Origin of the sequence: Paenibacillus provencensis (assembly GCF_042678545.1) — a bacterium.
GTDB classification, from domain to species: Bacteria; Bacillota; Bacilli; order Paenibacillales; family Paenibacillaceae; genus Paenibacillus; species Paenibacillus provencensis.
The window spans coordinates 1-26,490 of record NZ_JBHTKX010000014.1; the positions used below are offsets into that span (position 1 = coordinate 1).

At 39.1% G+C, this 26,490-nt stretch carries 20 protein-coding genes, 3 pseudogenes and 1 riboswitch; of the genes and pseudogenes, 12 read left to right on the forward strand and 11 right to left on the reverse strand.

Going from position 1 to position 26,490, the window contains the following annotated elements; translation table 11 throughout:
• Positions 1 to 240: 240 nt before the first annotated feature.
• From ACFQ3J_RS26605 to ACFQ3J_RS26615, 3 genes and pseudogenes are all read left to right on the forward strand, one after another.
• Positions 241 to 1,065, forward strand: a complete 825-nt coding sequence (locus ACFQ3J_RS26605; protein WP_090727724.1) for an AbrB/MazE/SpoVT family DNA-binding domain-containing protein — start codon at positions 241 to 243, stop codon at positions 1,063 to 1,065.
• A 367-nt stretch (positions 1,066 to 1,432) separates the two neighbouring features.
• Positions 1,433 to 1,703: pseudogene (locus ACFQ3J_RS26610) on the forward strand (DUF2243 domain-containing protein); the annotation flags it as partial.
• A gap of 79 nt (positions 1,704 to 1,782) precedes the next feature.
• Positions 1,783 to 2,343: a hypothetical protein gene (locus ACFQ3J_RS26615; protein ID WP_090727722.1), complete on the forward strand. Its 561-nt coding sequence runs from the start codon at positions 1,783 to 1,785 to the stop codon at positions 2,341 to 2,343.
• Between the two features lie 810 nt (positions 2,344 to 3,153).
• On the opposite strand, the gene ACFQ3J_RS26620 is transcribed toward ACFQ3J_RS26615, so the two are convergent.
• Positions 3,154 to 3,399 (reverse strand): hypothetical protein, encoded by a 246-nt coding sequence (locus tag ACFQ3J_RS26620; protein WP_090727720.1) that lies wholly within the window; start codon positions 3,397 to 3,399, stop codon positions 3,154 to 3,156.
• Between the two features lie 485 nt (positions 3,400 to 3,884).
• Here ACFQ3J_RS26620 and ACFQ3J_RS26625 point away from each other — a divergent pair, with 485 nt between their 5' ends.
• A complete protein-coding gene (locus tag ACFQ3J_RS26625) occupies positions 3,885 to 4,100 on the forward strand; it encodes a DUF3238 domain-containing protein (protein WP_090727719.1) in 216 nt (71 codons plus the stop codon).
• A 50-nt stretch (positions 4,101 to 4,150) separates the two neighbouring features.
• On the opposite strand, the gene ACFQ3J_RS26630 is transcribed toward ACFQ3J_RS26625, so the two are convergent.
• The 3 genes from ACFQ3J_RS26630 to ACFQ3J_RS26640 form a co-directional block, all read right to left on the reverse strand.
• Complete coding sequence (locus ACFQ3J_RS26630) at positions 4,151 to 7,108, reverse strand: Tn3 family transposase (RefSeq protein WP_090728262.1); 2,958 nt, start codon at positions 7,106 to 7,108, stop codon at positions 4,151 to 4,153.
• 20 nt (positions 7,109 to 7,128) lie between these two features.
• Entirely contained in the window at positions 7,129 to 8,043 is a 915-nt protein-coding gene (locus tag ACFQ3J_RS26635; protein ID WP_090728265.1) for a tyrosine-type recombinase/integrase, read from the reverse strand.
• Between the two features lie 328 nt (positions 8,044 to 8,371).
• Positions 8,372 to 8,914: a recombinase family protein gene (locus ACFQ3J_RS26640; protein ID WP_090728266.1), complete on the reverse strand. Its 543-nt coding sequence runs from the start codon at positions 8,912 to 8,914 to the stop codon at positions 8,372 to 8,374.
• A 161-nt stretch (positions 8,915 to 9,075) separates the two neighbouring features.
• Here ACFQ3J_RS26640 and ACFQ3J_RS26645 point away from each other — a divergent pair, with 161 nt between their 5' ends.
• The 3 genes from ACFQ3J_RS26645 (at position 9,076) to ACFQ3J_RS26655 (ending at position 11,713) form a co-directional block, all read left to right on the forward strand.
• The gene (locus tag ACFQ3J_RS26645; RefSeq protein ID WP_090728268.1) at positions 9,076 to 10,539 is read left to right on the forward strand and encodes a SulP family inorganic anion transporter; all 1,464 of its coding nucleotides are present in this window, start codon (positions 9,076 to 9,078) and stop codon (positions 10,537 to 10,539) included.
• Between the two features lie 18 nt (positions 10,540 to 10,557).
• Complete coding sequence (locus tag ACFQ3J_RS26650; RefSeq protein WP_090728270.1) at positions 10,558 to 10,977, forward strand: universal stress protein; 420 nt, start codon at positions 10,558 to 10,560, stop codon at positions 10,975 to 10,977.
• Between the two features lie 124 nt (positions 10,978 to 11,101).
• Positions 11,102 to 11,713, forward strand: a complete 612-nt coding sequence (locus tag ACFQ3J_RS26655; RefSeq protein ID WP_379294394.1) for a DUF3238 domain-containing protein — start codon at positions 11,102 to 11,104, stop codon at positions 11,711 to 11,713.
• A gap of 88 nt (positions 11,714 to 11,801) precedes the next feature.
• On the opposite strand, the gene ACFQ3J_RS26660 is transcribed toward ACFQ3J_RS26655, so the two are convergent.
• Positions 11,802 to 12,272, reverse strand: a complete 471-nt coding sequence (locus ACFQ3J_RS26660) for a hypothetical protein (protein ID WP_143042174.1) — start codon at positions 12,270 to 12,272, stop codon at positions 11,802 to 11,804.
• Between the two features lie 956 nt (positions 12,273 to 13,228).
• Here ACFQ3J_RS26660 and ACFQ3J_RS26665 point away from each other — a divergent pair.
• Positions 13,229 to 13,576 carry a sigma factor-like helix-turn-helix DNA-binding protein gene (locus ACFQ3J_RS26665; RefSeq protein WP_090728141.1) on the forward strand — a complete coding sequence of 116 codons (348 nt, stop codon included), beginning with the start codon at positions 13,229 to 13,231 and terminating at the stop codon, positions 13,574 to 13,576.
• A complete protein-coding gene (locus ACFQ3J_RS26670; RefSeq protein ID WP_090728143.1) occupies positions 13,567 to 13,749 on the forward strand; it encodes a helix-turn-helix domain-containing protein in 183 nt (60 codons plus the stop codon). The genes ACFQ3J_RS26665 and ACFQ3J_RS26670 overlap by 10 nt, the downstream gene beginning before the upstream one ends.
• Positions 13,750 to 13,941: 192 nt before the next feature.
• Here ACFQ3J_RS26670 and ACFQ3J_RS26675 read toward each other — a convergent pair.
• Together ACFQ3J_RS26675 and ACFQ3J_RS26680 are read right to left on the reverse strand one after the other, a co-directional pair.
• Positions 13,942 to 14,258: pseudogene (locus ACFQ3J_RS26675) on the reverse strand (response regulator).
• Positions 14,259 to 14,329: 71 nt separating this feature from the next.
• Positions 14,330 to 14,425 (reverse strand): annotated as a pseudogene (locus ACFQ3J_RS26680) (S-layer homology domain-containing protein); the annotation flags it as partial.
• A 215-nt stretch (positions 14,426 to 14,640) separates the two neighbouring features.
• Between ACFQ3J_RS26680 and corA the strand changes: the two are divergent.
• Entirely contained in the window at positions 14,641 to 15,588 is a 948-nt protein-coding gene (gene corA / locus ACFQ3J_RS26685) for a magnesium/cobalt transporter CorA (protein ID WP_072526570.1), read from the forward strand.
• A gap of 64 nt (positions 15,589 to 15,652) precedes the next feature.
• Here corA and ACFQ3J_RS26690 read toward each other — a convergent pair whose 3' ends face one another.
• Together ACFQ3J_RS26690 and ACFQ3J_RS26695 are read right to left on the reverse strand one after the other, a co-directional pair.
• A complete protein-coding gene (locus ACFQ3J_RS26690; protein ID WP_090728145.1) occupies positions 15,653 to 16,078 on the reverse strand; it encodes a thioredoxin family protein in 426 nt (141 codons plus the stop codon).
• 41 nt (positions 16,079 to 16,119) lie between these two features.
• Positions 16,120 to 17,052 carry a magnesium transporter CorA family protein gene (locus ACFQ3J_RS26695; protein ID WP_090728147.1) on the reverse strand — a complete coding sequence of 311 codons (933 nt, stop codon included), beginning with the start codon at positions 17,050 to 17,052 and terminating at the stop codon, positions 16,120 to 16,122.
• Positions 17,053 to 17,396: 344 nt separating this feature from the next.
• A riboswitch (M-box (ykoK) riboswitch) is annotated at positions 17,397 to 17,566 on the reverse strand.
• A 284-nt stretch (positions 17,567 to 17,850) separates the two neighbouring features.
• Between ACFQ3J_RS26695 and ACFQ3J_RS26700 the strand changes: the two genes are divergently transcribed.
• Positions 17,851 to 20,820: a Tn3 family transposase gene (locus ACFQ3J_RS26700; protein ID WP_090728148.1), complete on the forward strand. Its 2,970-nt coding sequence runs from the start codon at positions 17,851 to 17,853 to the stop codon at positions 20,818 to 20,820.
• The gene (locus ACFQ3J_RS26705; RefSeq protein WP_090728150.1) at positions 20,817 to 21,524 is read left to right on the forward strand and encodes a tyrosine-type recombinase/integrase; all 708 of its coding nucleotides are present in this window, start codon (positions 20,817 to 20,819) and stop codon (positions 21,522 to 21,524) included. The genes ACFQ3J_RS26700 and ACFQ3J_RS26705 overlap by 4 nt, the downstream gene beginning before the upstream one ends.
• 252 nt (positions 21,525 to 21,776) lie before the next feature.
• Here the strand turns inward: ACFQ3J_RS26705 and ACFQ3J_RS26710 are convergent, their stop codons facing one another.
• Positions 21,777 to 23,153, reverse strand: coding sequence for a hypothetical protein (locus tag ACFQ3J_RS26710; protein WP_090728152.1), 1,377 nt, complete (start codon positions 23,151 to 23,153; stop codon positions 21,777 to 21,779).
• A complete protein-coding gene (locus tag ACFQ3J_RS26715) occupies positions 23,140 to 26,415 on the reverse strand; it encodes a serine/threonine-protein kinase (protein ID WP_090728154.1) in 3,276 nt (1,091 codons plus the stop codon). Before ACFQ3J_RS26715 ends, ACFQ3J_RS26710 begins: the two co-directional genes overlap by 14 nt.
• Between the last annotated feature and the right edge of the window lie 75 nt (positions 26,416 to 26,490).

A 26,490-nucleotide genomic window follows, 5' to 3' on the forward strand; every position in this document is an offset into this window, starting at 1 on the left:
ACTAAATCTGTTGTAAAATGATTCATAGGGAAGACCTCTCTCTGTGAATTTTGTGTGGTAACTCAATTCTACAAGAAAAGGTCTTCCTTTTGCATTTATTCATTTACACATAATATTTTATACTCTCCAATAAAGAATTAAAACATCTTAGTTAGTAAATAGTTATTTATTTAAATCATTAACAATGTTAAACTATTTCCAAATTTAAGTAGGTTATTACTCATAAGGAGATATTTTTATATGATACGTACTGGAATGAAGCGACCTTTAGATAACATGGGGAGAATAGTGATACCATCTGAAATTCGGGATACTCTTGATATCAGTATTGGTGATCCTTTAGAGCTCTTTATTGAAGGTGGGATAATATCAATAAAAAAATATAATCCAGGTTGTGAATTTTGTGGGAACGTCATAAAAGAATTTTATTATAAGAAAAAGTTCATTTGTAGAGAATGCGCTTTTGAACTTCAAAGCGTAAAAGAATTAAAAGGGACAAATGAACTTGTTACTTCACTGGAGATTGAGAGTGATATAGCAGTCGCTACAAACAAGCAAGAAAAAAAAAGTAAAATACGTCCGAGCACATTAATAATGGTCGAAAAATATATAGAATTAAATAATGCGATGCCTCATCTCAAGCAGATTGAAATAGCAGATATTTTAGGTGTTAAACAGGCAAGAGTATCCCAGTTGAAGAAGATTGCTGCAGACTACATTCAGAATAATGAGGATAAGATTCATAAGAAGGAGGAGATCCAAGAAACAGAAGGATCGGGCAGAAATACCATAGAATTTGATCTTTTTGGAGGATATGAACTAACAGATAAGGGCATCGTAAAACCTTGTATAAAAATCCAATCTGTAAATGATGAAACAAAAATTAAGAAAAGAACTCCTCGAAAAAAACTTATGTACATAATCAAAGAAATGAAGCGAAAGGAACCGTGGCTTACGCAAAAACAGATAGGAAAACGTCTTAATATAACAGCGGGTAGAGTATGGCAAATAATGCAGTTATTGAAGGAAGAAAAGAAAATCGTAACTGATGTAGATTTGGATTAGACGCTGATTCTGCAGCGTCTCTTTTTAATCGGTTGATGTTCTATAGATCAGATTCGCCATTGGATAAAACGTGATAATTAAAACAACTAACCAATCTATCACTTATAATAAAAATCATATATATATAAATTTTACAAATAATTTCCGTTGGCTTAAACTCTTAGCCAGACCTCCTAAATCTGCGATTAATGAACTCAATAAAAACCTGGATACTCAGTACCCAGAAGAAAAATAGTCGTTGCAAAGAAGAAAGAATTAAATAATATATTCTTATTCTTAATATAACAAAAAGTATGAACTGCATGGTTGTATAACTACCGGTTATCTTTCCTTCATTGTGAAGACGCGAAAATCCAGGGAAAATTGAAGAACCTGGTGGGGAGGCGTTCTATTAGGCGGGGGTTTATTTCAGTTATATGATGGAACGATTCAACATAAATTGATACAGCTCCATCAGATCAGGTATGTAGAGAATGTAATCGTCTACGATATCATCTGGAACCTTTTTTACCATACTGCTGATCATCGGTGGAGTATTGCTGATTACCAAAACAAAGCATACAGGAGCAGCTTCCACCTATGTCGATGTCATATTCATATTCCCTGAGTCCAGCATTCACTTCCTACCTTTATCGTGAATATTGTAGATGATTTTCGTGAAGATTTAGTAATTGATCGAAGGTTCATACTCAGATTTTGTGAAAGGATGATTTACCCTTGAAAAGCGTCAGTTGGCTTGACATTGTAGTTCCAGAGTACTTGGAAATCTTAGATCAAAAGCCGATAGATGAAGTACAAGATCTTTTTGATCTTGATATTCAATCAGGTCATTTTAGTGTTGTGAGAATTGAAAAAAGAGATTCATTTCTTACTTACTTAAATACTTATGCTTATCGTCTGAAATTGAATAAATTTGCTAGATTAAAGAAACTTGAACTATGGATTCACAGCAGATGTTTCCGAATTGATGAAGTAAGAGTACTTGAGGAAGTTATAGTAACAACAAACAGTGTAAGTATTGATAATACCGGTAAAGTTACAGTCGAATTTCAATGTATTACCGGTGAGTCAGTTAGTCCACAATATGTAAATGTTGAGATTGATTCATCTTTGAACGATCTGATTGAAGTAAGGTATCTTATACCAAAATTTACATACGACTTTGTTTCTTATTGGGATCAAAAAAAGAAAAGAACAATAGAGCGGTACGAAAAAAATCTTCATGGTGTACGCTTGAGAATGTCGGAAGATTCATATCGTAATTTTCTCAATGAATAACCGAAAATGCTGGGAAGTTGTAATTCAAAGTGAAGGTAATAATGTCAAACTGGAAAGGTTTGTGATTACATGTTAGGAATTATATTCGGAATAATCGGTTTTTGTTTATCAGTTGTACTCCGTAGGTCTAGTAGTAAAGCAGACAAAAAATATGCTGATTATATTGCAATTTTAAGTTGCGGTGTTATAGCTGGGAGCATTACCTTAATTTCAATTTAGTATAATAACATCTTTTAAACTGACAAGAGTCTGCTTCACAGATACCTAGAAATGTGCTAAATTTACTTTAGAAGCAAAACCATGAGAATGGATCACTGTGCGCCGGCCAAAGGTGCAGTGATCTATTTTTTTGTTCAGCCATCGTAAACTTTACCATGGGGATGTTGAATGGTTGAGGGACAAGAACTTAGTCCGATTGCTGATTAATAAGCTTATTATGTATATGATTGTACATTAATGGATAGTATAATAAGACATCCGTGAGAATTACCATAACATAGATGCCGCCTTCAAATGAGGGCGGTACTTTAAATTCGATTGGCCACAGTCTGAATTGAGGTGAAGCAATGAAATCGTCTGATCTAGAGAATCGATTGCTTAAACCTTAGACTACACGAGCAACAACTGATAAAGACAAATTGACTCTTAGTACGACTTTACATATAATAGAAGAAACGCTATATGAAGAGAAGAGCCATCCATAACGGATGGCTCTTTCTTGTTGTCATAGACATATGTACAAAATCCAACGTTTGTGAAGATGTTCTAAGACTTAAACTAAGTCTAATTACTATGTTGTTACCACCTAAGTTATTTAATTCTTCTTATATATGACCGTTTCTTGGATTCACTCAATACTTTTTCCCAAACTTCGTAATGTGATCGAAGTCTCCAAAGCATAACTATAATTTTGTCTTCCAGATGTTCATTATTGTTAAAAGGAACGTCCTCAAGTAGCTTAAGCAATTCTTCCTCTTTATCAAATGTTGCTCTGATTGAGTTAACCCTTTTTCGGGCAAGGTTTTCAAGTTCTGAAAGATACTTTAAATCATGCATTACTATTCCCCCATAATATAGTGCTTCGAAGAATAGTATTCCCTTGTTAGTTCAATTTAAACAGTCATTTAATGCGATTTATAGCATCCGCCCATGATGTTAATTGACACAAAATTCCCCCTATTAGCTCCGAAACAGAGATAGTTCTAAATTTCATCGAACCCCTTCTACGATTACCCGCAATCCTTTTGCAAACTTCACTATATACTTATTAGGTTGTGTCTGGCTTAAACTCTTAACCAGACCCCCTAAATCTGCGATTAATGAACTCAATAAAAACCTGGATACTCAGTACCCAGAAGAAAAATAGTCGTTGCAAAGAAGAAAGAATTAAATAATATATTCTTATTCTTAACATAACAAAAAGTATGAACTGCATGGTTGTATAACTACCGATTATCTTTCCTTCATTGTGAAGACGCGAAAAACTTCAACTCCCGGGAAAATTGAAGAACCGTCTTCAACAATTTAAGGAGGTAATATATATGGCTAATATTGTTGAGGTACGTTTGGCAGCATTTATTCCACAAGCATGGATCGATTACATGCGAACGTCTGAGGTTGTTGTTCAATTCAACGGTAATAACAGGGGGTTCACATACTATACGGAGAATCAGCCCGAACTCTCGAAAATGACTCAGCACGTTGTAGTTGGGGTACCGCCAACAAAGTGCGGATTTTGTACGCTAAGCCCCGTTTGATCGAAAAAAGGCCGGTATCCTGTACGCTAAGGATTACCGGCTTCGATTCTTCATTGAATAAGTGGTAACAATGCGTTTAGGCTGGCATTTCGCTTTTGATCGAATGTGTACTCGCCAAGAAAGTTGATATGTTCCCATCCTAAAGGCGAAATGTGGCTTAATAGATTTGCCTGAAGCGATCCTTTTTGATTCAAGAGTTTCGTTGCTTCTGTAAGATAAACTGTATTCCAGACACTTATTGCGTTGATCAGAATATTCAATGCGCTGGCCCGTTGTAGCTGATCTTGTAAGGCACGTTCACGTAATTCTCCGCGTTTTCCAAAGAAGAGTGCTCTGGCAAGAGCGTTCATTGCCTCGCCTTTATTTAGACCACGTTGGATGCGACGACGCATCGATTCGCTAGAGATGTAATCCAAAATAAAGATTGTCTTTTCGATCCGTCCCATTTCCCGTAGAGCTGTAGCTAGACTATTTTGTCTAGCATAAGATCCAAGTTTCCCCATGATAAGAGATCCAGAAACTTTCCCTTCTCGAATAGAGTGGGCTAAACGTAAAACGTCATCATAGTTCTCCCGAATGATCTTCGTATTGATACGACCGCGGAGTAGGTTTTCTATCTTTGGAAACTCACCTACCTTATCAAAAGAATATAACCTGGAATCAGACAAATCCCGAAGCCGTGGAGCAAACCGGAATCCGAGCAAATGACTTAAACCAAAGACTTGATCAGTGTAGCCGGCCGTATCCGTATAATGTTCTTCAATAGACAACTCAGATTCATGATGCAAAAGGCCATCGATGACATGCACCGCGTCACGAGCATTCGTATTGATGACTTTCGTATAGAACGAAGAAAATTGATCGCTGACGAATCGATAAATTGTTGTTCCTTTTCCTGAGCCATAATGCGGGTTCGCATCAGCATGTAGTGCCGAAACACCTACCTGAACACGCATACCATCTGATGAAGATGTGCTGCCGTCTCCCCAATAAGAAGCTAAAGCCAGCTTGTGATGAAAGTTTACCAGAGTGGCCTGTGCCCGATTCATGGCATCCTCATACATTCTCCATTGAGCTACGTTTGCCATTTGATGATACGAAATACCTGGAGTGGCCTCAGCCATTTTTGTCAGCCCTATGTTCGTTCCCATTGCCATTAGAGTGGCCATCACAATCGTTCTTTCTTCGGCTTTAGGTGGACGACCAGTAGAAGCATGAATAAACATTTCATCAAATCCAGTCCAGTTGGCCACATCCATAAGCAAATCAGTTAATTTGATACGGGGCAGCATGTCATAAAGAGATAAACTGAACGATCTGGCTTCATCCGGTACGTCTTTCTCCAACCGATCAACACGAAGTTTTTCTTTATCTATACTTACGCCTTCAAGCTCATGCAGATGATCCGATACCCATTGCAGACGCTTATATAACGCTTCGTATCTCTCCTGAAGATATTCTTCTGACGACAAGCTAACAGCAAGTCTGGTACCGGAGGTACGGGCAGTATCCCATTCTTGTTTAGATACCAGGTATTCATCAAAATCTTTATGCTGCTTACTTCCTACAACGGAAATATCTCCAGAACGAATATGATTACGCAGCTCTGTAAGAGCAGCCATCTCATAATAATGTCGATTGATTAAGCCATCCTCGTCATACACATGTTTTTGCCAACGATTCGGGATAAAGTCTAATGGTGCTCCATCTGGAACCTTACGTTTCCCTGAATTATTCATTTCACGAATGGTATCTAATGCGCGTAATAACGGTTCGGTTGACTGAGTAGAACGAAATTCTAGTGCTCGTAGAAGAGTAGGTGTATATTTTCGGAGATAAAAGAATCGATTCTCCAATAAATCCAAATAATCATAATCCATTGGCCGCGCCAATTTCTTTGCTTCTTCAACCGAAGCGACTATCTTTTCCCACGGCATAACCGCCTCTAAGGTTGCAAATGGATCAAGACCCTCGTTTCTAGCTCGGATCAGAGCTGCACCTAAATCCGCATAATGTATAACCTTTTCATTGACGGACTTTCCATTTTGTTTTTGTATTTCTTCTTGTGCTTTACGTCCCTTTGATTGCAATATCATAATCTGCCGGTCATGGATTTCAATCGCTTGGTCGATTAAATTTTGACTTACATTCAAAAGATAGGCGACTAGAATGGCGTATCTTTTTGTCTCGTTAAATCGTCGGAATGAATGTGGCTCGTATCTTGCTCCCAAACGGGCCAATTGTATGAATCGGTTAGGGTGGATCTCACCCGTGTTTATCGATAATTCAATTCCCCGAATATACTCCAGACGCTCAATCACTTTTAGAAATGCCTCTGGCGAGGATTGGCCAGGTACCTCCCGAAGCCATGCTAGAAGTGTTTTTCCGTTTTCTATAAATGGATCGATCAGCTTGTCTAATCTCAGCTTTTGCCAAATAGACAGGGAATTTGTTAGCTGTTTAAAAATCCTTTCCTCTGCTCGATGGCGGGTTTCCCAGACCAGCCTTTCAATTGTCGTCATAGCCGGGAGAATAATTTTTCTCTTTCGTAGTTCGTCCAGGACGGTGCGAATCAAATGTGTCGGATTTCCATTCTCCATTGCATAATGTAATAAAAATTGGGATGAACTACGGTATTCACGCGAAGAGAAATTACGATACCCATATTCCTGACGGATCTCTTCAAGATGTTCACGTCTGGTCGGGTCCCGTTGAGCATACAAAGGATAGACTTCCGGATCAACATCAATTTGCTTGGCTATGTAACGTAAGACAGTCTCAGGAATATCTTTCACATCAGACAATGACCAACCAGGGTATCTAAGAGTACATAATTGAACAGCGAAGCCCAAACGATTATGATCTCTTCGGTGCCTGTTGATGATTTCTATGTCATGTTGTGAAAAGGTATAGCAAGTAGCGAGTTCCCATTCACTCATGTCTGGACGAATCCTCATGAGTTCATTTCTTTCGTCTAGTGTTAGTAATTCTCTTCCTCTAACCGGCATAAACTGCTCATCCTTTCAGATTATTGCCAAGCTATTTTTTCTACTTCGGATTGCAAATCAGCTCGTGTTGCTTTGACGTAGATCATTGTTGTGTCTAAGCTGTCATGCCCCATAATTTGCGCTAACCGATGTAATGGGGTATTGTCGGCCATGACATAGCCGAATCGATGGCGCAAATCGTGAGCACTTAATCCTTCTAAGCGAGCTAATTTCATGTATTTTTGAATGAGATGTCGTAAAGCCCGTTCAGTTAAACGATCACCTGTTTTTTCTGAAGGGAATAGATACGGACTATCTGGAGACAAGTCCACCATATGTTTTTCCAAGATGGCCCGGCAAGTTGCATTTAGCGGTACTTCTCGTTGCTTGTTTCGTTTTCCTGATCGAACTGTAACCTGACCACTTCGTTTTCCAATGATTACATCACCAGGAGCAAGATCACAGATTTCCATCGTTCGTAGTCCCGTATGCAGCATTAAAGTAATGATCGTTTGATCTCGAATCGATCCACTATGCTCCACCGCAGCAATGAGAGCTGCTTCTTCTCTTTCGGTCATCTGCCGTGGGCTTGCCTTTTCTTCTGGTACCAACTTGACCGGCTTGGACGGATCGCGGCGAATTAAACCTTGAACTGAAGCCCACTCAAAAAATCGTTTCAACGTAATTAACCTACGGTTAATCGTGGCCGGTTTTAGCTTCATTTCCTTTTGCATCACATCGCGGTATCTTGTGATGGTGGGTGTTGCTACATCTTCCATACGAAATGGTATAATTTCTTCAGATACTTGTTCGCATTCAAACCATCCGATGAAATGTTTCAGATCCCCACCATACTCTTTAACTGTTTTTGGTTTCAAATCTTCCTCCGTTTCGAGCATATGTATAAAGTCAGCAATGACTTTTTCTCCTTGTTCTGAAATCCCGTTTCCTGTCATCTTGAGAACCCCCAAATTCTTGTCTTACATTAGCGGACATGATAATCTTATCTTAACGAGAACATTAGCGGACATCAATGGTTGGCTTTAAATATCAATCATGTCCACTAATATTAATTAGCGGACATTTCTCGGAGGAGAGTTTTCCTGGCCATCAGCAAGCGAGAATTAGGGGTAGTACCATCGTCGCTGACACCACCCGCAAAGTAGAATGTGTTTATCCACAAATGATATGTTAAAAAGCCGATTTTTCCTCAAGCAGGAACTATCGGCTTTTACTATTTTATGTCTTGCTTCTAGTGTCTGTGATGAACAAGAACGGTCACGATCAACTCTCCAAATAGCGATAGAGTGTAGTTTTGCTTATTCCCGTTTCTTCTTTGATTTGTGCAAGACTGTATTTTTTACTTTCGTACATACTAATTGCCCGTTTTACATTCTCGTCAGGTTTACGTGGACGGCCAGCCGTTATTCCGTTTTGCTTCGCCTCATATAATCCTTTTTTGGTATTCTCACTAATAACATCTCTTTGAAAGCTCAACAAGTGATTTACGCTATCATGAAACGAATAGCCAGTAGAATTTCGAGTGTCAATCCCTTCTCCGACAGATAAAAGATAAGCTTGCTTATCACTTATCTGATGTAACAAATCTGCAAGATGTCGAGTAGAATCAGCCAATGAGAATAATTTAGAAACTATAATCGTATCACCTGGTTGCAGTTCACTCATCATTTTTTTTAGTACGACTCTTTTTTTGGGGGACGAATGTTCCTCAGTAAATAGATGATCACAGTTTAAACTTGTCAAAATCTGATACTGAATGTGACACTGAATATCATCTGCATTTGGCCTCATGTAACCAATTAACATGACTTTCACTCCTAACTGCCCAAGCCTTAGTAGAAGCATACCACAAAAATAGTTCCAAAAAGGTTCCTTTTTGGGTCGTTCGATGATACAATGAATCTGCTCAACACGGAAAAAGACTTATATAAGTCTAAAAATAATAAAGATAAGGAGTGAGAGTAAACGTGCTTGAAAAGATGAAACGAGATTGGTTTTCCAATATTAGGGGTGATGTGCTTGCAGGAATTGTTGTCGCTTTAGCCCTCATTCCCGAAGCAATTGCCTTTTCGATTATTGCTGGAGTCGATCCTATGGTTGGTTTGTATGCATCTTTTTGTATTTCAGTCATTATCGCATTTGTAGGCGGTCGTTCAGGTATGATTTCTGCTGCAACAGGTGCAATGGCCCTTCTCATGGTGCCACTCGTAAAAGAACATGGTTTACAATATTTATTGGCTGCCACTATACTCACAGGGATTATCCAACTCATATTTGGTGTTTGTAAGGTTGCAAAACTAATGAAATTTATCCCTAGAGCCGTCATGATTGGATTTGTAAATGCGCTGGCCATTTTAATATTTATGGCGCAGGTTCCTCATTTCGTTGGAATATCGACTTTGACTTATCTATTTGTCGCTATTACTTTACTTATTGTATATGTAGTACCTAGATTTTTCAAAGCGATACCAGCCCCATTGATCGCTATTATTGTCTTAACAGCTGCTTCCATTTGGGGACAATTTGATTTAAGAACGGTTGGCGATCTAGGTAAAATTACGCAATCGCTGCCAACCTTCTTTATTCCTGACATTCCGTTTACCTTGGAAACGCTACAAATTATCTTTCCGTATTCAATCGCTTTAGCCATTGTTGGATTATTGGAATCATTGCTAACAGCCTCTATTGTTGATGATATGACAGGTACAGAAAGTAATAAACATCGAGAATCCAGAGGACAGGGTATTGCAAATATCGTAACCGGATTCTTTGGCGGCATGGCTGGATGTGCCATGATTGGCCAGTCTGTGATTAATGTCAAATCAGGAGGTCGAGGTAGACTATCAACCTTGATTGCAGGACTATTCTTATTATTCCTCATTCTTGTATTGGGTGAATTAGTAGTACAAATACCAATGCCTGTACTAGTTGGAATTATGATTATGGTATCGATCGGCACATTTGATTGGTCATCTTTCTCCTATTTGCGTAAAGCTCCCAAATCAGATGCTGTTGTCATGTTAACTACCGTGATTATTGTTGTTGCAACACATGACCTATCAAAAGGGGTTATTGCCGGAGTTATTCTTAGTGCGATCTTTTTTGTTGCCAAGATTTCTAAACTTGAGGTTAAGAGGCAACAGACTAGCGACAAGATCAAATATGATGTTACCGGGCAATTGTTTTTTGCTTCTGTAGAGGGCTTTGTTAACTCGTTCGACTTTACGATAGCAAAAAAAGATATCGTTATTGATTTTACAAATGCACATATTTGGGACGATTCTGCTGTAGGCGCGGTAGATAAAGTTGTCATCAAGTTTCGTGAAAATAATAATCATGTAACAGTCGTCGGACTCAACTCTTCTAGCAAAAAAATTATAGACAAACTAGCACTGTATCACGACACAAATGCGCAATTAAAAGCTCACTAACGAAAGGGAGATATGATGATGTATAAACGTATTTTACTAGCTGCTGACGGATCAAAATACTCAATTCGTGCGGCACAGGAAGCTGCTAAAATTGCATCTTTGGTTCCGGATTCCTCAGTAGAAATCTTGTTCGTGGAAGATATGTCCAAAATTAAGAACGAAGTGCTGCATTCACAAGATCATGAAGAATTAGAGTTGAAACGTCAACAAAAGTTGATGCCCGTAACAGAGCAACTTTCCACCCAAAATATCAATCATAAAACAAAGATTATTATCGGAGATCCTGGCCCAGCTATTGTAGAGTATGCAAACAATGAGAAAGTGGACTTGGTCATTATAGGAAGCCGTGGGCTAAATTCTTTACAGGAATTCGTTTTGGGTAGTGTCAGTCATAAAGTCGTTAAGAGAGTACAGTGCCCTGTTATGGTTGTAAAATAAAATAATGAGCAGTAATAAAAAGCAGCACTCTTATATGTAGTAGGGAGTGCTGCTTCTGTTTATGCTAAACATTAAAAAACATTGGCTCAATCTCTAAAAGTGTATTCAAAGCTGACAATTACTGATGCTCAATACGAATATAACGAGGTTAATAATCAATATCCAGTCTAGTTTTTATCTAGTTTGTGGGTGGTGTCAGCGACGCTGGTACTACCCCAATAAGCCGGTAATCCTTAGCGTACAGGATATCGGCCTTTTTTCGATCAAACGGGGCTTAGCGTACAAAATCCGCACTTTGTTGGCGGTACCCCTAGTTGATTTCAATAATAAAGAAATTAAGCATTTTAAATCCGTAGGCTCGACGACTGAAAGAACAGTTGATATTGAAACTGGAGAGGTACTCCGACAATTTACCGGCCATGCCTCTTCCGCTGGTCTTACTATTTCAAATCAGAGCATCTCTAGTACATCGGCTACTTTCAAGTTGCGAGCCAGTGCAGCTAACCCGCTAGTTAGCTCTGCTCCAACAATTGATTGGGAATATACAATTACTGTAACTAATACAGGTAAAGTAACCGTAAATGGCGCACACGATGGCTATCCAGCACATGAAATTTATAAGCGCGTAGACTACGGCACACCAACTCGTATTTATACGCATGATCCACGTGTAACTGGTGAGACGCCTGCGTCTCTAGCTCCTCCGATGGAACATTCGGTGAATAGGACAGTCTAAACATCCATAGTTATGACTACACTTCAGACAGTAAAGAGCCCCTTGTAAATAACAGGGGCTCTTTTTAAATTATTATATCAATTCTCTTTCATACTATGATAATAAACAATATAAATATTACTACTGAAATGATTATAAAAGGGATTTTGTTGAGTTTTTTTTGAGCTACCCAAGTACCGTAAGAACAAACAATAGCAATACTAGTGAAAAATAAAATAAATAGTGTCCCTTCAGGAGAAACCACAAAATTAAAATTAGATACACTAGAGAAACCAGTCAAAAAAGGTACTATTGTAATAGGAATGATTCCGACAAGGGCAAAAGCTAATGTCTGTGACCAAAAATTATATTTATTAATTGAACGAAGTAGTATTATACAAAGAAGAAAAAGTAGTATACCGACGGAAAAAAACGTAGGTGCTGTCCAGGTAAGTAATTTATTTATATCTTTAACCTTCTCTCCTTCTAAAACCCAAAGAGTTACTGAATAAACAAGCGGGCCAGTTAAGTAACTTACTATAGCAACCCAGATATAAAATAAAACTGATCGCTTCATCATGTTGCCTCCTCTTGAAATAATTAGATAGATAAACTCAAGCCTTCTCTTATAGTATATTTTTACATTTTGCTTGTCTAGCTATTCGACTAGTTAAAAAGCCACGATCTCGAATATCAAGATCATATTCATTTTAGACCATGAATAATGGGCCAGAAGGAACTACTAGCAGAAACTGTGGCTGAATAAGGAACCCTTCTTCTTTAACCTTTATGGAATTGCATTGTCCATTCTGAAAGTTACACCGATGAGGATTCCTTTTCATAATATAAACGTCTTATTTATATATTAAGTTGTGACAAGGGTTAGATTTATCTCACTATATTTCCTGGCAAAATACACAGCGCATAAACTATACCCCCTTAAAAAGAACAATCATCTTGTTCGTTTTTTTAAAAATAGTTCTTCTATGATCTGAAATGCATGGTTTCACTCTAACAACCATCCCTTTTTCTTATTGATCGTTAATGAGCAGCTCCAAATTCATTATTGGACATGTTTATCTTATCCAGTGATCTCTACCTTTTAGGTCGAAAATATAACAAATATATAACCGAGCGGAGTAACCTCTCTACTAGAAGATTTAACTTTTTTCCAAAGGAAAAGCCACTTCAATATGGAGTGGATTTTTTATTATAGGTAATGATTCATTAGATATTTTGAGCGGTACACTACCTCTTCATCTATGGTTCCAAATCTTACTGTGTTGAGATCGTATCCAAGATCATCATCCGGGATCTCTTGGATTAAATTCCTCCCATTTAACAACCTGTCTTAATAAAATTCCAGAACATTGATATTCATATTGCACAAAAATAAATTGTTTATGTAATTAAATGTAAGGAATCTGGAATAAATTTGATATATAATGGGAACAAATGTTCTTTTTTGGTTGTAAACTAGAAATTTATTTTTCCCTACATATTGATGATAAACAGATCTTGAGAGGAGTTGGATTAATGACAACAAGTCATCAAACACCGTATCAAAGATACAGACAAGAAATATACAGAATTGGTTGGAGAGTTCAATACCGTGCAAAAAAAATTAAAAACAACGAATTGCCTATCTTTGAAATTGACTCCAACAAAGATGACTTCACTTGCCAAACTGAAGATAGAGTTATAGTCATGCAACTAATCAACGACCTTCCAACAAATGGACAATATATTATTGAAAAAATTTATCTACAGGGATTCTCTGAAGCTGAGGTTGCGCAGCAGTTAAATATAAGTCAACAGGCGGTGAATAAATGGAAAAAGAAAATGTTGAGACACATATCACAGAAAGTGAGTTCATGGAACTAATTGTAGCAGCGAAAAATAAAGACTCCGAAGCAATTTTAAAGTTGGTTGAGCTATTCAAACCCGATATACAAAGGATAAGTCGATATACTTATCTTCCTCAGGAAGATGTTTGCTCAGAAATAATCGTAGAATTCCTTGAGTTTCTTAATAGTGAAGATTTCCGCAATAGCTAAAGATTTATATTAACATAGCCACTTTACGAGGCCACTAACTCAACGTCAGGTTGTTGCATTAAATAAAATCCGTACTATATTTTTTGAACTTCAAACCTTACTCGCAATTTAGGTAATAATAAAGGCAGGAACTCTATAATCAGAGTTTCTGCCTTTATTCGAGAGGAGCTACGATAAAGCTTTCGCAATGCTCTATAACACCCTATCCGGTTGAAACAGCTTAATTATGAAATCCTTTGCGCCAGCCTCTACAACCATTGGCTCCTGCCCCATTGCAGAGCACATTACAATTCTTGCTTCAGGAAAACTCCTTTTATTTCTCTGAGAGCTTGAATTCCTTCCATATCAGGCATCGTAATGTCCATATGCACAATATCCGGCTTATGAACACGGTATTGTTCAACTGCTTCCAATCCGTTTGAAGCTTCAGAAATTACTTCATACCCTCCTTTAGTCAGGAAGTCTCTTACCATCATCCTCATAGAAGCAGCGTCATCAGTAACAAGCATTATAGCCACTAATATTGTCACCTATACTGGTTAAAGAGAGCCAATGGAGACTCCCTTAACCAACTCTATCTTCACTGTGTTTGTATGAGTCTCCTTAAACGGAAAATCAAAGCAGCAGCTTCGGCCCGCGTTAAACTTTTCAGCGGACGGAACGTTCCATCCTCATTGCATTAGATTGCATCGAGGTTTTAGATACATCTATTATTAGGGGTAGTACCAGCGAAGCTGACACCACCCGCAAAGTAAATGGATATATATGTAATTTTATTATTCCGGGATAGAGCCAACATACCAATGTAGGCGTGCCTCCAAGTTTAAAAACTGATCAAAAATGGGAATATTGGATATCGGGACATACAATCGATCGCAGAGAGGGAAAAAAATGCTTCGTACAATAGCGGTAATGAATAACTTTGAGTTGGTTAAAAATGTACCATTAGATAAACTTCAAGACCCGGAAATTAAATGGTTTTGGGTTGATTTTGACATTCCAACTGAAGGAGAAGCTATTTTTTTGGATACCTATTTTCATTTTCATCCTTTAGCGATTGAAGACTGTCTTCATTTATTACAACGGCCCAAATTAGACCATTACGATGATGTACACTTTTTTGTGCTACATGCCATGAATCAGAAATCTTTGGCTGCAGAAGAGGTGGATTTATTTTTAGGAAAAAATTTTGTCGTTTCATTTCATCATAAAGAGTCCAAGGAAGTCAATGAAGTTTGGAATCGGATTACAGAAAAGAATTTAATCGAAAAAGGTCCTATGTTTGTAGCCTATTTAATCATGGATAAATTAGTGGATTATTATTTTCCGAGTTTGTACCAAATTGAAGACCACTTAAACGAAATTGAGAGCAGTATCAGGGACGACAGCATTCAAGAATTGATGGAGGAAGTATTCGACATTCGTTCGCATTTGCTAAAACTTCGAAGAACCATTTTTCCGATGCGGGATTTGCTTTACCGAATCATTAATTCGGATAAAGTTGATGGAATGAAAGAACAAATCGTTTACTTTACCGATATTTACGATCATTTGCTAAAGCTTTCCGAAATGATTGAGTCTAATCGGGAAATGACGGCAGATATGCGGGACAGCTATATTTCAATGAATTCAAACAGAATGAATACCATCATGAAGACGCTAACCGTGATGACAGCCATATTTATTCCGTTAACATTCATTGCGAGCATTTACGGTATGAATTTTGAGTATATGCCGGAACTGACCTGGCGTTGGGGTTATTTTGGGGTATTAGGGATTATGCTTTTTGTCGGTTCTTCTTTGTTAATTTGGTTTTGGCGCAAGGGCTGGTATAGATGAAATTGCATATTGAGAAGCTGGTGTTTATAAAATACCGGCTTCTCAATACGAATTAGTTATAACTTTACTGGATTGACTGAAAGAACGTATTGACTTTATTTTCGTCCCAATCCGTTTCCAGTCTGGATACTTCGCTCCCGCCTTTAAATGCAACCAGGCTTGGAATTGACTTGATTTTATAGGGATCCTTAAACTCCGGATAATATTTGACATTAGCTTTTACCCATTTAAGACCTGCTTCTGCTGCTGCCCTGGCAAACGTTTCCTCATACTTATTGCATTGCACGCAGTCTGGCGTATAAAAATATACAAACAGCAGCTCTTTCTGCTTGATCGTATCCGTCAACTGATCTGGCGACACTTCGCTAACTTCTTGCGTTTCTTGTGATGCACCTTTACCCAGATGGTACATGTACCAAGAACTACCCACTCCAGTTAACAGAATAAGCAGAAGCAACAGATAAAATCTATAGGAGATTTTTTTCTTCATACGTTCACTCCTCACCAAATCTATTCGATTTCTCTAATAACTTAGAAGTACTTCTTTTTCCAGAACCAGAGAGCTGTGATGGTCGTAATGGTTGCCGAGATAATCATAATGATACTGAATGCTGTCGGACTGTCCTGAAAAGGAAGCGCGACATTCATGCCGTAATAGGTACCGATCACCATAGGCAACGTGATCACAATGGTAATCGCGGTAAGCAGCTTTACGACATGGTTCAAATTATTGGAAATGATCGAACCGAAACCGTTCATAATGTTTCCTAAGATGGCAGTATAAATTTCAGACATTTTGATCGCTTGCTGGATTTCGACTTTTACCTCTTCAAGCAGGTCCTTGTCCTCCTCATACATTTTCAGATAACTGCCGTTCAAAAGCCGTCCAATCAACAATTTGTTGGTCTCGAGGGATGTAGAAAAATAGACAAGGCTCTTCTGTAATTCAAGCAGCGTTAACAGTTCATTGTTTTTCATGGAGCGCCGCAAGGACAGTTCCAACGCTTCCATTTTTCTGTTTATTTTCTTCAAGTACTGCAAATAGTAGAGCGAAGTCGAGGAAAGGATTTGCAGCACGAACCGTGTTCGCATATGCGTGTGGAAATGCTTCACCTTTCCTTGCAGAAACTCATTCATAACAGCGGTTTCTTCCAGACAAACCGTAACGAAATAATCCTCCATAATCAAGATGCCAAGCGGAACAGTCGTATAGATATCCTTGCCTCCATTGATGTGAAGGGGGATATCCACAAAAAGCATAACCCGGTTTTCTTCCATGTCGATGCGTCCGATTTCTTCGTCATCGAGGGCATCGTGCAGAAACTCAAGATCAATGTTCAACTCGGTGACCAATTTTTGCTTTTCTTGTTCAGAAGGATTGGTGAGGTGAATCCAACATCCTTTTTCAAATTGATGGATCTCCTTCGTAAATCCGGAAGCGTCAGTTTTAAATATTTTCAACATGGATCTCATCCTTTCGACTGTCTAAGATAAATTCGGCGGCTTTGTAAGCACAAAAAAGCTCTCCCTGTAATCAGAGAGAGCCGAGGAATCGGAGTCGACCATGTCGCTTACGCATGTCAAATAAGCATACTTAATTACACTCGTCCAAATGAAATTGACGAATGAAAATTAGGCATTGAGAACATGCAGGAGCGCCAGATCGGCAGCTTCTCTGTACAGGATATTCATTGCAGTTGCACATTCGACTACTCGGACCACCACTGTCCATGCATGTTCCCCCCTTTCAAAATGAAAAACCCTCTAGTTGTTACCTAGAGGGTTAATTAAGCGCACAAAAACAGCACCTTTGTTCCCTCTAGTTGAGTTTTGGCACTATACAACGTAAAGAGCATTGCTCTTAGCCACGTTAAGAAGAGCCTTAATCCGGCAATTCCTGTTCTACCCATTGGCATCTTTCGATATTTCCGGGCAGTGGCCTATGTTTGTATAGGAGCCTCACCTAACAAGGACTTATGATCAACACAAACATAGTACTCCTGGCACAATTTATTGTCAATAACTAAATTGACACAACTTCTAATAACACTTTTATTCGGTATTCTTGATTTAGTGTCGGCTTATGCCCATCACTCACAAGGAAAAGATAGCTTCACGCTAATGTTCCGTTTTTATTTTTGTAAATCGAACTTCGAGCTTTTAGTGATTCATATTGTCTAAAATATACAGTTTCGATATACTGATTTCAACTACTTTGTTCCGATACTGACCATTTTAGGAACTTTTTTCGGAGGGTATCATATGAAGCGAAATTGGGAGCTGGAGGAGTTAATTGAGCATTTCACATTTCTTCCAAATGAAATGCAGCAAGTCGGCAATAAGTCGGGGGAGACTCGGTTGGGGTTTGCTGTTCTGTTTAAGTTTTTCCAATATGAAGCGCGATTCCCATTCCATAAATTCGAAGTGCCCAAAGCAGTCATTCAATACATAGCAAAGCAGATCGAGGCACCGGCAGAGCTGTATGCACAATACGATTGGGCCGGTCGCTCCATCACCTACCATCGAACACAAATCAGGGAGTTCTTTGGCTTTCGTGAGGATACCATCAATGATGCTGAAGAGGTAATCGATTGGCTATGCAAAAGTGTGTTATTCCAGGATCACGACTTCGAACATTTGGTTGAGACCGTATACCGGCGATTTCGGGATATGAAAGTTGTACCGCCTACGGCTGATCGCATCGAGCGACTTATCAGAACCGCAATCCGAACATATGAGGAACAATTTTTCCAAGCCACACTGGAAAAACTGCCTACGGCGTCTTTGTCTAAATTGGATTCACTTGTAGATAATATCGCATTTCTGGATGAAGACCAGGGCGGTTCAAGCAGCGACGAGGGACTTCTTTCTTTTCAAGAGCTGAAGGCCGATCCGGGCAAACCAGGTGTCGAAAGTGTGTTAAGAGAAGTAAGCAAGCTGCAAACGATTCGAAATCTGGAACTTCCGGATGATCTGTTTCGTGAAATCCCTCTTAAAGTTTTGACCAAGTATCGGCAGCGGACTGCGACAGAGGATCTTCGAGAACTGCGGCGGCATCCTGATCCGATCCGCTATACACTTTTATCGGCTTTCTTTTGGCTACGGAGCATGGAGATTACGGACAACCTGATCGAGCTGCTTATTCAAATTGTTCATCGTATTGGTGTTCGGGCGGAGAGAAAAGTTGAAAAGGAAATTTTGAATGACTTACGCAAGGTAAGCAATAAGTACGGCATTTTATTTAACTTGGCGCAATCTGCTGTTAATAATCCTGACGGAATCATTCGAGAAGTCATATATCCGGTCGTCAACCAGCAAACGTTGCAGGATCTCGTGAAAGAATTCAAACACACCGGCCCAGCCTACCGGGAAAAGATTCATACGATTATTAGGGCCTCATACAGCAGCCATTATCGCCGTATGGTTCCCGAAATTTTAGGCATTCTCGAATTTCGTTCGAATAACGAGGTTCACCAACCTGTGATTCGCGCCTTGGAGATGGTGAAAAAATATGCGGATACCGGGCTTCACTATTTGCCACTCACCGAAGATATTCCGATTGATGGAGTTATTCGCAGCGTTAATAAGGAAATAATCATTGAAAAGGACGAAAAAGGCCAAGAACGAATTAACAGGATGAACTATGAAATTAGTGCGTTACAGGCTTTAAGGGAAAAACTTCGCTGCAAGGAAATTTGGGTGAGTGGTGCGAATCGGTACCGGAATCCGGACGAAGATTTGCCTATAGATTTTGAAGAACGACGAGAAGAAAATTACAAGGCTCTAAAACAACCTCTAGATGCTGAAGCCTTCATTTCAACGTTAAAGCAAGCCATGAAAGAAGGCTTGGAAAAGCTCGATACCGGCCTCCCGAAAAACGACAAAGTTCGGATCACGGAGAAAGGAAATGGTTGGATTAGTCTGTCTCCGTTAGAACCACAAGCGGAACCAATCAATCTGTCACGTTTGAAAACTGAGATGCTTCGACGATGGCCAATGACGAGCCTCTTGGATATTTTAAAAGAGGCAGATCTCCGCGTCGGCTTTACGGAGAAATTCAGGACGGTCGCTGTTCGTGAGGCGCTAGGACGGGACACGCTACAAAAGAGACTGATTCTATCCCTATACGGCCTTGGAACGAATGCTGGTTTAAAACGTGTGAGTGCCGGTGAGCATGGTGAATCATACAAAGATTTACTTTACGTTCGCCGCAAATTTATCCATAAAGATAATCTTCGTAATGCTATTTCAGAAGTGGTAAATGCTATTTTCCGGGTAAAGATGCAAGATGTTTGGGGTGATGCTACTACGTCATGTGCATCAGATTCTAAAAAGTTCGGCGCATGGGATCAAAACCTTATGACGGAATGGCATATCCGATACCGTGGCCGCGGCGTAATGATTTACTGGCACGTTGATAAAAACTCGACGTGCATCTATTCGCAGCTCAAATCATGTTCCTCATCTGAAGTCGCTGCGATGATGGATGGATTGCTGCGTCACTGTACCGAAATGGAAGTGGAAAAAAATTACGTAGATTCACATGGCCAGAGCGAGGTAGCCTTCGCATTTTGTTACCTTTTGGGCTTTCAGCTCATGCCGAGGCTTAAAGCGATTCATTCGCAAAAGCTATACAGACCTGAATCAGGCATGACCGAAGCCTACCCAAACTTGCAGCCGGTCTTGACACGTCCGATTAATTGGGAACTGATTCGTCAGCAGTACGATCAGATGATGAAGTATGCAACAGCGCTTCGCCTCGGTACTGCCGAGACGGAGGCAATCTTGAAAAGATTTACCCGGAATAATCTAAAACATCCGACATATCAAGCGTTGGGAGAACTCGGTAAGGCGGTTAAAACGATATTCCTGTGTGATTACCTCCATTCAGAGGAGTTGCGCCGAGAAATCAACGCAGGTCTAAATGTTGTTGAGAATTGGAATTCGGCAAACAGTTTCATTTTTTACGGCAAAGGTGGGGAAATAGCCACCAACCGTTTAGAAGACCAGGAGTTGTCCGTGTTATCTCTCCATCTGGTGCAAAACTGCTTGGTATACATCAATACCATTATGCTGCAAAGTATTTTATCTGACCGGAAATGGTTCGACTTGATGACCCCAGAAGATTTCCGAGCGCTTACGCCGCTGATCTATACGCACGTAAACCCTTACGGTACGTTCCGATTGAACATGAGTGAGCGCTTGCCTTTGGAAGAAGGTGTTATTGCGTGACCGAGAAACGCACTTCACCGAAACGAAAAGCAAAGGAATTGTCCAAATATCTCCGGGGGGAACGGCCTGATTATGCCTATCTCAAAAGTTTATTCCAGCATCTCCGGTCGGAGCTAGAAGTTGAGATTCCGAAAACAACAAAAAAGCTTCCCTATGTCCCTACGGAAGAGGAGCTTAAACGGTACTATGATGTGGTTTGGCAGGTTAAAAATTTTCAGGATATGATGATCGTCAAAACGCTACTTTATACCGGTGTTCGTGTGAGTGAGCTTATCAATATCAAACTTTCCGATATAGACTTTCATTACTGTCAGATCCGGATTAACAAGGGCAAGGGGAGCAAGGATCGCATTGTTCCATTCCCTCAATCGTTCAAAGAAATGTTGGCCATGCACGCTGATTCAATGAAAAAGAAGCAGGCGGTTTACCTGTTCGAATCATCGTGGAAGAAAAAATATACGGATCGGGGAATACGAAAGATTCTGGCCAAATATTCGGAAGAAGCTGGTCTTATACAAAATCTATCGCCGCATAAGCTGCGACATTTCCTTTTGACCTGGCTTAAAAAGCAGGGAATCGATGACGCACTTATACAGCCATATTCGGGCCACGAAAGCCGTAAGTCGTTGGAGGTCTATTCAAAGCTGGCGATCACCGATGCACAGCAGGAGTATAATGTGGTTATCAATAAATTTCCCATTTAATTACATCTACTTTGCGGGTGGTGGCAGCTTCGCTGGTACTACCCCTATTACTTAGATAATCATCTAATCGGTAATCGATACAAGTTCTTGTCCTTGGCTCGGGACAAGAACTTGTATCGATAAAATAAAAAAGCCGCTTAATAAGCGACTTTCGATGTCTTGTCCCTCGACAAACAGCTGTTCAATTATCCTTAACGGGCATAAGATCAGGAAAAGCGACTTTCGATGTCTTGTCCCTCGACAAACAGCTGTTCAATTATCCTTAACGGGCATAAGATCAGGAAATCGACCTTTTATTAAATCTAGATGTGTTTTGTCGTAAGTCAAAATGCCAACCTCCTGCAGTAAGTACTCACTTTTTACAGCAAATGGTATAAGATGAATAGTTAGCATGTACTCATTATCTACTATAATTCGAGTTCCTCTGATATCAGAAAATTCTTTAGTCGCAACACGCTTTCCACTTATCTTTCCTTTGATTTTTTTGATGACTGAATTTGATTTTTCCCCATGTCCTATATAGATCAATGAATTTTTGGAGATTGCTTCAATTAAAGCCAAAAGGCTATATTCACTCTCCTCTAACATGTACAAATTATCAGTAATAATAACGACTTCTCTAGGTTTCTTTTGAGTTAGAGAACGTAGAATATCTTGGTATTCTTGGTACATCAAAAGGCGTTCTGTAAAACAACTGCTGTGGATCTGCTCTATGTCTATACTTGAACTCTGGAGATGAGTTGTAAACACAGATCGCTTATCCTCTAAAGTTTGTATGGCATACTCCTCTTCAGGATACCATTTAAAGAAAGTGGATTCTTTACGTTGAAAAAACTGCCTCGTATCATATATTTCATCAAATGATTTAGGGTGACTTTTCATTTGTTCTTTAAGACAATTGTAATACAATTCTTTATTATCGTCGTTTCCAAGTTCGAAAACAATATTCTTATTGTCATGGGAGTAGTAAACATGGGCTGGCAATTGATCGTACACCCGGTCATAGTCCTCTATAGTAATAACCCGGTACAATTCATCACTACCAACAGTTTCATCTCCCATATATCTGTCACGGCTATCCCTAACCCTTATATTATACAACTCTTTAATTTCATGTTCGTTTTTGGCAAGAAAATCTCCAGATATATCTTCTATGTTATTTAGGTAAACCATACATTTAGATTTGTTTTTCAACTTGGACCTGTACGTGCTCTCTTCTTTAACAATTTCTCCAGTGAGCATATTGAAGTAGACATTATCCATATAATCCGGTTCAATTCTTATGGATTTTAAATCGAGCAGAACCTTCCTTCCCGCAGCAGATAGGGAGATCTCCCTCCCTACGTGGGTAATGTAATCAGCTACGCCCAGCTCCAAGAGAATTTTGTCAAGATAGTCTTTATCAACGCCAAGCACTTCACGTATCTCCTCATAGTTCGTCCATTTCTCAGCAATAAGGCGGAGAACAACTTCATGAGCCAAGGGAAGATGATACTCCCTGCGAGTAGTGATATTCAACTTCATACGAACGTAAGGAATGCCGATCGTAATCGTCTTCAAATACCGTAGACCGTCTATTTGTGGAGGGATTTTAGTTTTCAAATTTAGAATGTAATCATTTTCTCGCATGACTTGGCTCCTTGTATTCAATAATCTCACAGCCGTCTGTTTGAGACATATAACGCTCAATTTCTGGAAGTTTGTTTGTAGGTTGTCGATTTAGCATGAAATGATCCTTATCTCCAACTATGACTAATAGCCTTCGTGCCCTGGACAATGCTACATTGATTCTCTGCGCTGACTTCTGAAATCCAATATCATTATTTTTGTTGCTCCGGACGGTACTAAAAATGACAATGTCTTTGTCTTTTCCTTGATATGCATCGACCGTATTCACCTCAATATTGCTGATATTTCTAAAGTCAGCCCTTGCGACAAAATCTCTTATAATAGACTTTTGATAGCTGTAACCTGTAATTACTGCGATTTCATATTTACGGGAGGCCTCTTCTTTATCAAACTCCCAAAGCATTTGTTTAATAACTTGCATTTCTTTCTCATTTTTATAGGTATTTCTATCTTCATTTGACTTATGCCTTATTTCTCTCCGATTCCATTCCTTACTCGTACTTACCCATATCAATTGTTTTCCTTGATACAATTTTAGTTCATGAGTCCGTTCTTCATTGGGAATCCCAGTCTGAATCTCATTACCATAAAACACTCTACTAATCATATTACCGATAGTTTGGTGCATCCGGTACTGAGTCGTTAAGCGGATTCGGTTGGATTTTGGAAAGTTATCATAGAGACGTTTAAACATACCATTCTCAAAATCTTCTTGTTTTCCATGTGAAGTTAGCTTTATGGCATCTGTATTGAGTACAGGAGGTAATTGTTGATGATCTCCAACTAAGATCAACCGACTTCCCTTAAGGAGCGGTATAAGAAGTTCTGGTACACTCGCTTTCGCTCCTTCATCAACAATGACATAATCAAAATTCATATTCCGTGTAGAGGGATTTGAATTAAAACCGGTACAGGTACCCGCGACAATGGTTGCATTTTCAATTAGTCGTGATTCTGAATCACTGGCAATTCCAAGACGCTTTACCCAGTTATCTTGAATAATAGCAGTTCGTATAATCCGCTGCTTTTCTGGTTCATCCTGATATCTGGACTCGAATTGCTGAATTAGTAACTCTTCCTCCTCTGAACGGCTTGTTTTAGAGTACATATCAACGTATCGCTTTAGCTCATCCGGATCAATTCCATACTGCGTGGTTAGATCAATCATCTTCCGGTTAGAGGCATCTTTTGTTTCCTTAGACCATATGTTTCTGACGTTTGAGACACTGTATTTGTCCCGAATAGCTGGCAAGATATTCTCATCTTGACCAATCCGGACTGCTTTCGTTTTAAAATCTTGTGGAAAGTTTAACCCTTCCAATACATTGTCAACAGCGGTATGTGACTGTGACACAATTAGAATTTTAAAATTTTCCTGTGATATATCTGCATTATTACGGTGTAAAATCTGATTCACAAACTCGCGAATTACTGTCGTTTTCCCTGTTCCAGGAGGACCCTGTATGACTGCAATCGAGGATGTATTCAAGGCCACTTTTACTGATTCTTTTTGGTTGGCATCTAATCTCTTATTGAAGAAGTCGATGTTATTGAAACTACCTATAGATTTAGGGCTTTCAAAACCTAAAATAATATCCCTTAAGTTCTCATTGCATATGGCCTCATCGTTATTCAACGCACGGATAGCGCTCATTTGCTTATCAATTAATTTAGTTTTTAATCGATAGTCTTCAACAAGTTTCCCTGAACGTGGAATCCCATTGATTTTTTTCGATGATTCAACTACAAGATACACTGTCTCGTCCTGATAAGTGATTTCCTTGAACTTTCCGATCTTCACTGGCTTTGTTCTATACTTTCGATCAGGATCCTCTAGTTTGGGATCAAATATGATGGTTGTTTCATTTGTAAATCCAAAACTTTCCACCGTTGAATCCTGCAATTCGAACTCCATCGTATGATCCTCTGCATTATAGCTATAGCTCATATAGTCAAAACTTTTTGCAGCTGAAACTAGTAACTCTTTCTCGTTTTCGAGATAGTCTGTCCAGATTCCAAAGAACTTTTCAAACTCATTTTGCTTACTCGCATCTGATTGATACTCGATCCGATGATCCACGAGATCACTTACAACTTCGTAGGTCTGGAAATCCATCTGTGTAGCTTGATTTATTGAATGGCTAAATATAGCTTTACCAGCTATACGCAAGTACTTTTTCTCATAACGCGACCGATCAGTCTGTTTGAGAAATTTAATGTCATTAAGAAGAAAATATTCGTCGTATTCCTTGTACAAGCCCTTCAAAAGGTATCCGTTCGTTGAGAAAAACGACACTTCATCTCCATCTTCCAACCTGCCACTTTTGATTCTGGATTCAACGAACCCATAGATATCTTTTTCAAACCACTTATTTAAGTATTGATCAATAAATTCACTGAGTTTGACGTTCTTTGGTACAAATTTTTGTCTTTTGGCCTGCTCGAGCAAATCGAAAGGGAATTTAATCGAGAACTTTGTAACCGACATAAGGTCCCCGATTATCTGAGCTAAATCTCGTTTTAAGTCTGTGATAGTTTCATATCTTGCTTCTAGATCAGATTCGACAGCTTTTATCAGGATGTTCTTTAAGGGTGGCGTAATGTCGGAACTCTGTGAAATAGATATCTGTAGCTTTTCAGGCAAACCGGGTACACATCCAGTCAAGAGAAAATAGATGGAGGCCCCTAAAGAGTAAATGTCGCTTTGAAAAGAAGCATTTTCTGGATGATACCCCACTTCTGGAGCTGAATAATGATTTGAACCAAATTTATAAGTGGTTTCACCCGTCACCATCCCCTTGATCTTCGAAAGCCCAAAGTCAATTAGCTTCGCTTGTCTGTGATCGACGATCATTATATTAGATGGTTTGATATCTCTATGTAATATAGCTTTGCTGTGAGCAGCCTCAACAGCATCAATAAGCTGCAAGATAATTCTAATCTTGTCCGTATAATCAATCAATGATCGGTCTACTGTCTGAAGGTTTTCGCCGCTAATATGCTCAAGAAAAATTCGTCCCTTTTTGCCACCGTTCTCACCAGGTAAAAATCCAAAGTCATACATTTCAATGATATGATTATGACGTAGCCGGCGTAATGCGCCTACTTCTCTTTCAAATAAAAGGCTCGTATAGCGATCCAAATTTCCTTTTGTTTCTTTTAAAACAATATACCGCTCCTGTTCTTCGTCATAAAACTTTGTAATCAACGAAAATTCAGTTTCAGCAATTTGTTCTAAACGAAGCAGTGAATTAACTTCCATTGACACCCCTCTTTTCTGGATCTTTTTACCTATATTATATCATAACAATCCGAACGGAACGTGTGTTTGGTAAGG

Excerpts from the sequence above, each read along its gene's own strand:
- ACFQ3J_RS26660 (WP_143042174.1), bottom strand. The coding sequence starts at position 12,272 with ATGATGAAGCGATCAGTTTTATTTTATATCTGGGTTGCTATAGTAAGT.
- ACFQ3J_RS26655 (WP_379294394.1), top strand. The coding sequence starts at position 11,102 with ATGCTCAATACGAATATAACGAGGTTAATAATCAATATCCAGTCTAGT.
- corA (WP_072526570.1), top strand. The coding sequence starts at position 14,641 with ATGCTTCGTACAATAGCGGTAATGAATAACTTTGAGTTGGTTAAAAAT.
- ACFQ3J_RS26625 (WP_090727719.1), top strand. The coding sequence starts at position 3,885 with ATGGCTAATATTGTTGAGGTACGTTTGGCAGCATTTATTCCACAAGCA.
- ACFQ3J_RS26640 (WP_090728266.1), bottom strand. The coding sequence starts at position 8,914 with ATGTTAATTGGTTACATGAGGCCAAATGCAGATGATATTCAGTGTCAC.
- ACFQ3J_RS26670 (WP_090728143.1), top strand. The coding sequence starts at position 13,567 with ATGGAACTAATTGTAGCAGCGAAAAATAAAGACTCCGAAGCAATTTTA.
- ACFQ3J_RS26690 (WP_090728145.1), bottom strand. The coding sequence starts at position 16,078 with ATGAAGAAAAAAATCTCCTATAGATTTTATCTGTTGCTTCTGCTTATT.
- ACFQ3J_RS26620 (WP_090727720.1), bottom strand. The coding sequence starts at position 3,399 with ATGCATGATTTAAAGTATCTTTCAGAACTTGAAAACCTTGCCCGAAAA.
- ACFQ3J_RS26665 (WP_090728141.1), top strand. The coding sequence starts at position 13,229 with ATGACAACAAGTCATCAAACACCGTATCAAAGATACAGACAAGAAATA.
- ACFQ3J_RS26715 (WP_090728154.1), bottom strand. The coding sequence starts at position 26,415 with ATGGAAGTTAATTCACTGCTTCGTTTAGAACAAATTGCTGAAACTGAA.
- ACFQ3J_RS26710 (WP_090728152.1), bottom strand. The coding sequence starts at position 23,153 with ATGCGAGAAAATGATTACATTCTAAATTTGAAAACTAAAATCCCTCCA.
- ACFQ3J_RS26605 (WP_090727724.1), top strand. The coding sequence starts at position 241 with ATGATACGTACTGGAATGAAGCGACCTTTAGATAACATGGGGAGAATA.
- ACFQ3J_RS26635 (WP_090728265.1), bottom strand. The coding sequence starts at position 8,043 with ATGACAGGAAACGGGATTTCAGAACAAGGAGAAAAAGTCATTGCTGAC.
- ACFQ3J_RS26695 (WP_090728147.1), bottom strand. The coding sequence starts at position 17,052 with ATGTTGAAAATATTTAAAACTGACGCTTCCGGATTTACGAAGGAGATC.
- ACFQ3J_RS26650 (WP_090728270.1), top strand. The coding sequence starts at position 10,558 with ATGTATAAACGTATTTTACTAGCTGCTGACGGATCAAAATACTCAATT.
- ACFQ3J_RS26700 (WP_090728148.1), top strand. The coding sequence starts at position 17,851 with ATGAAGCGAAATTGGGAGCTGGAGGAGTTAATTGAGCATTTCACATTT.
- ACFQ3J_RS26630 (WP_090728262.1), bottom strand. The coding sequence starts at position 7,108 with ATGCCGGTTAGAGGAAGAGAATTACTAACACTAGACGAAAGAAATGAA.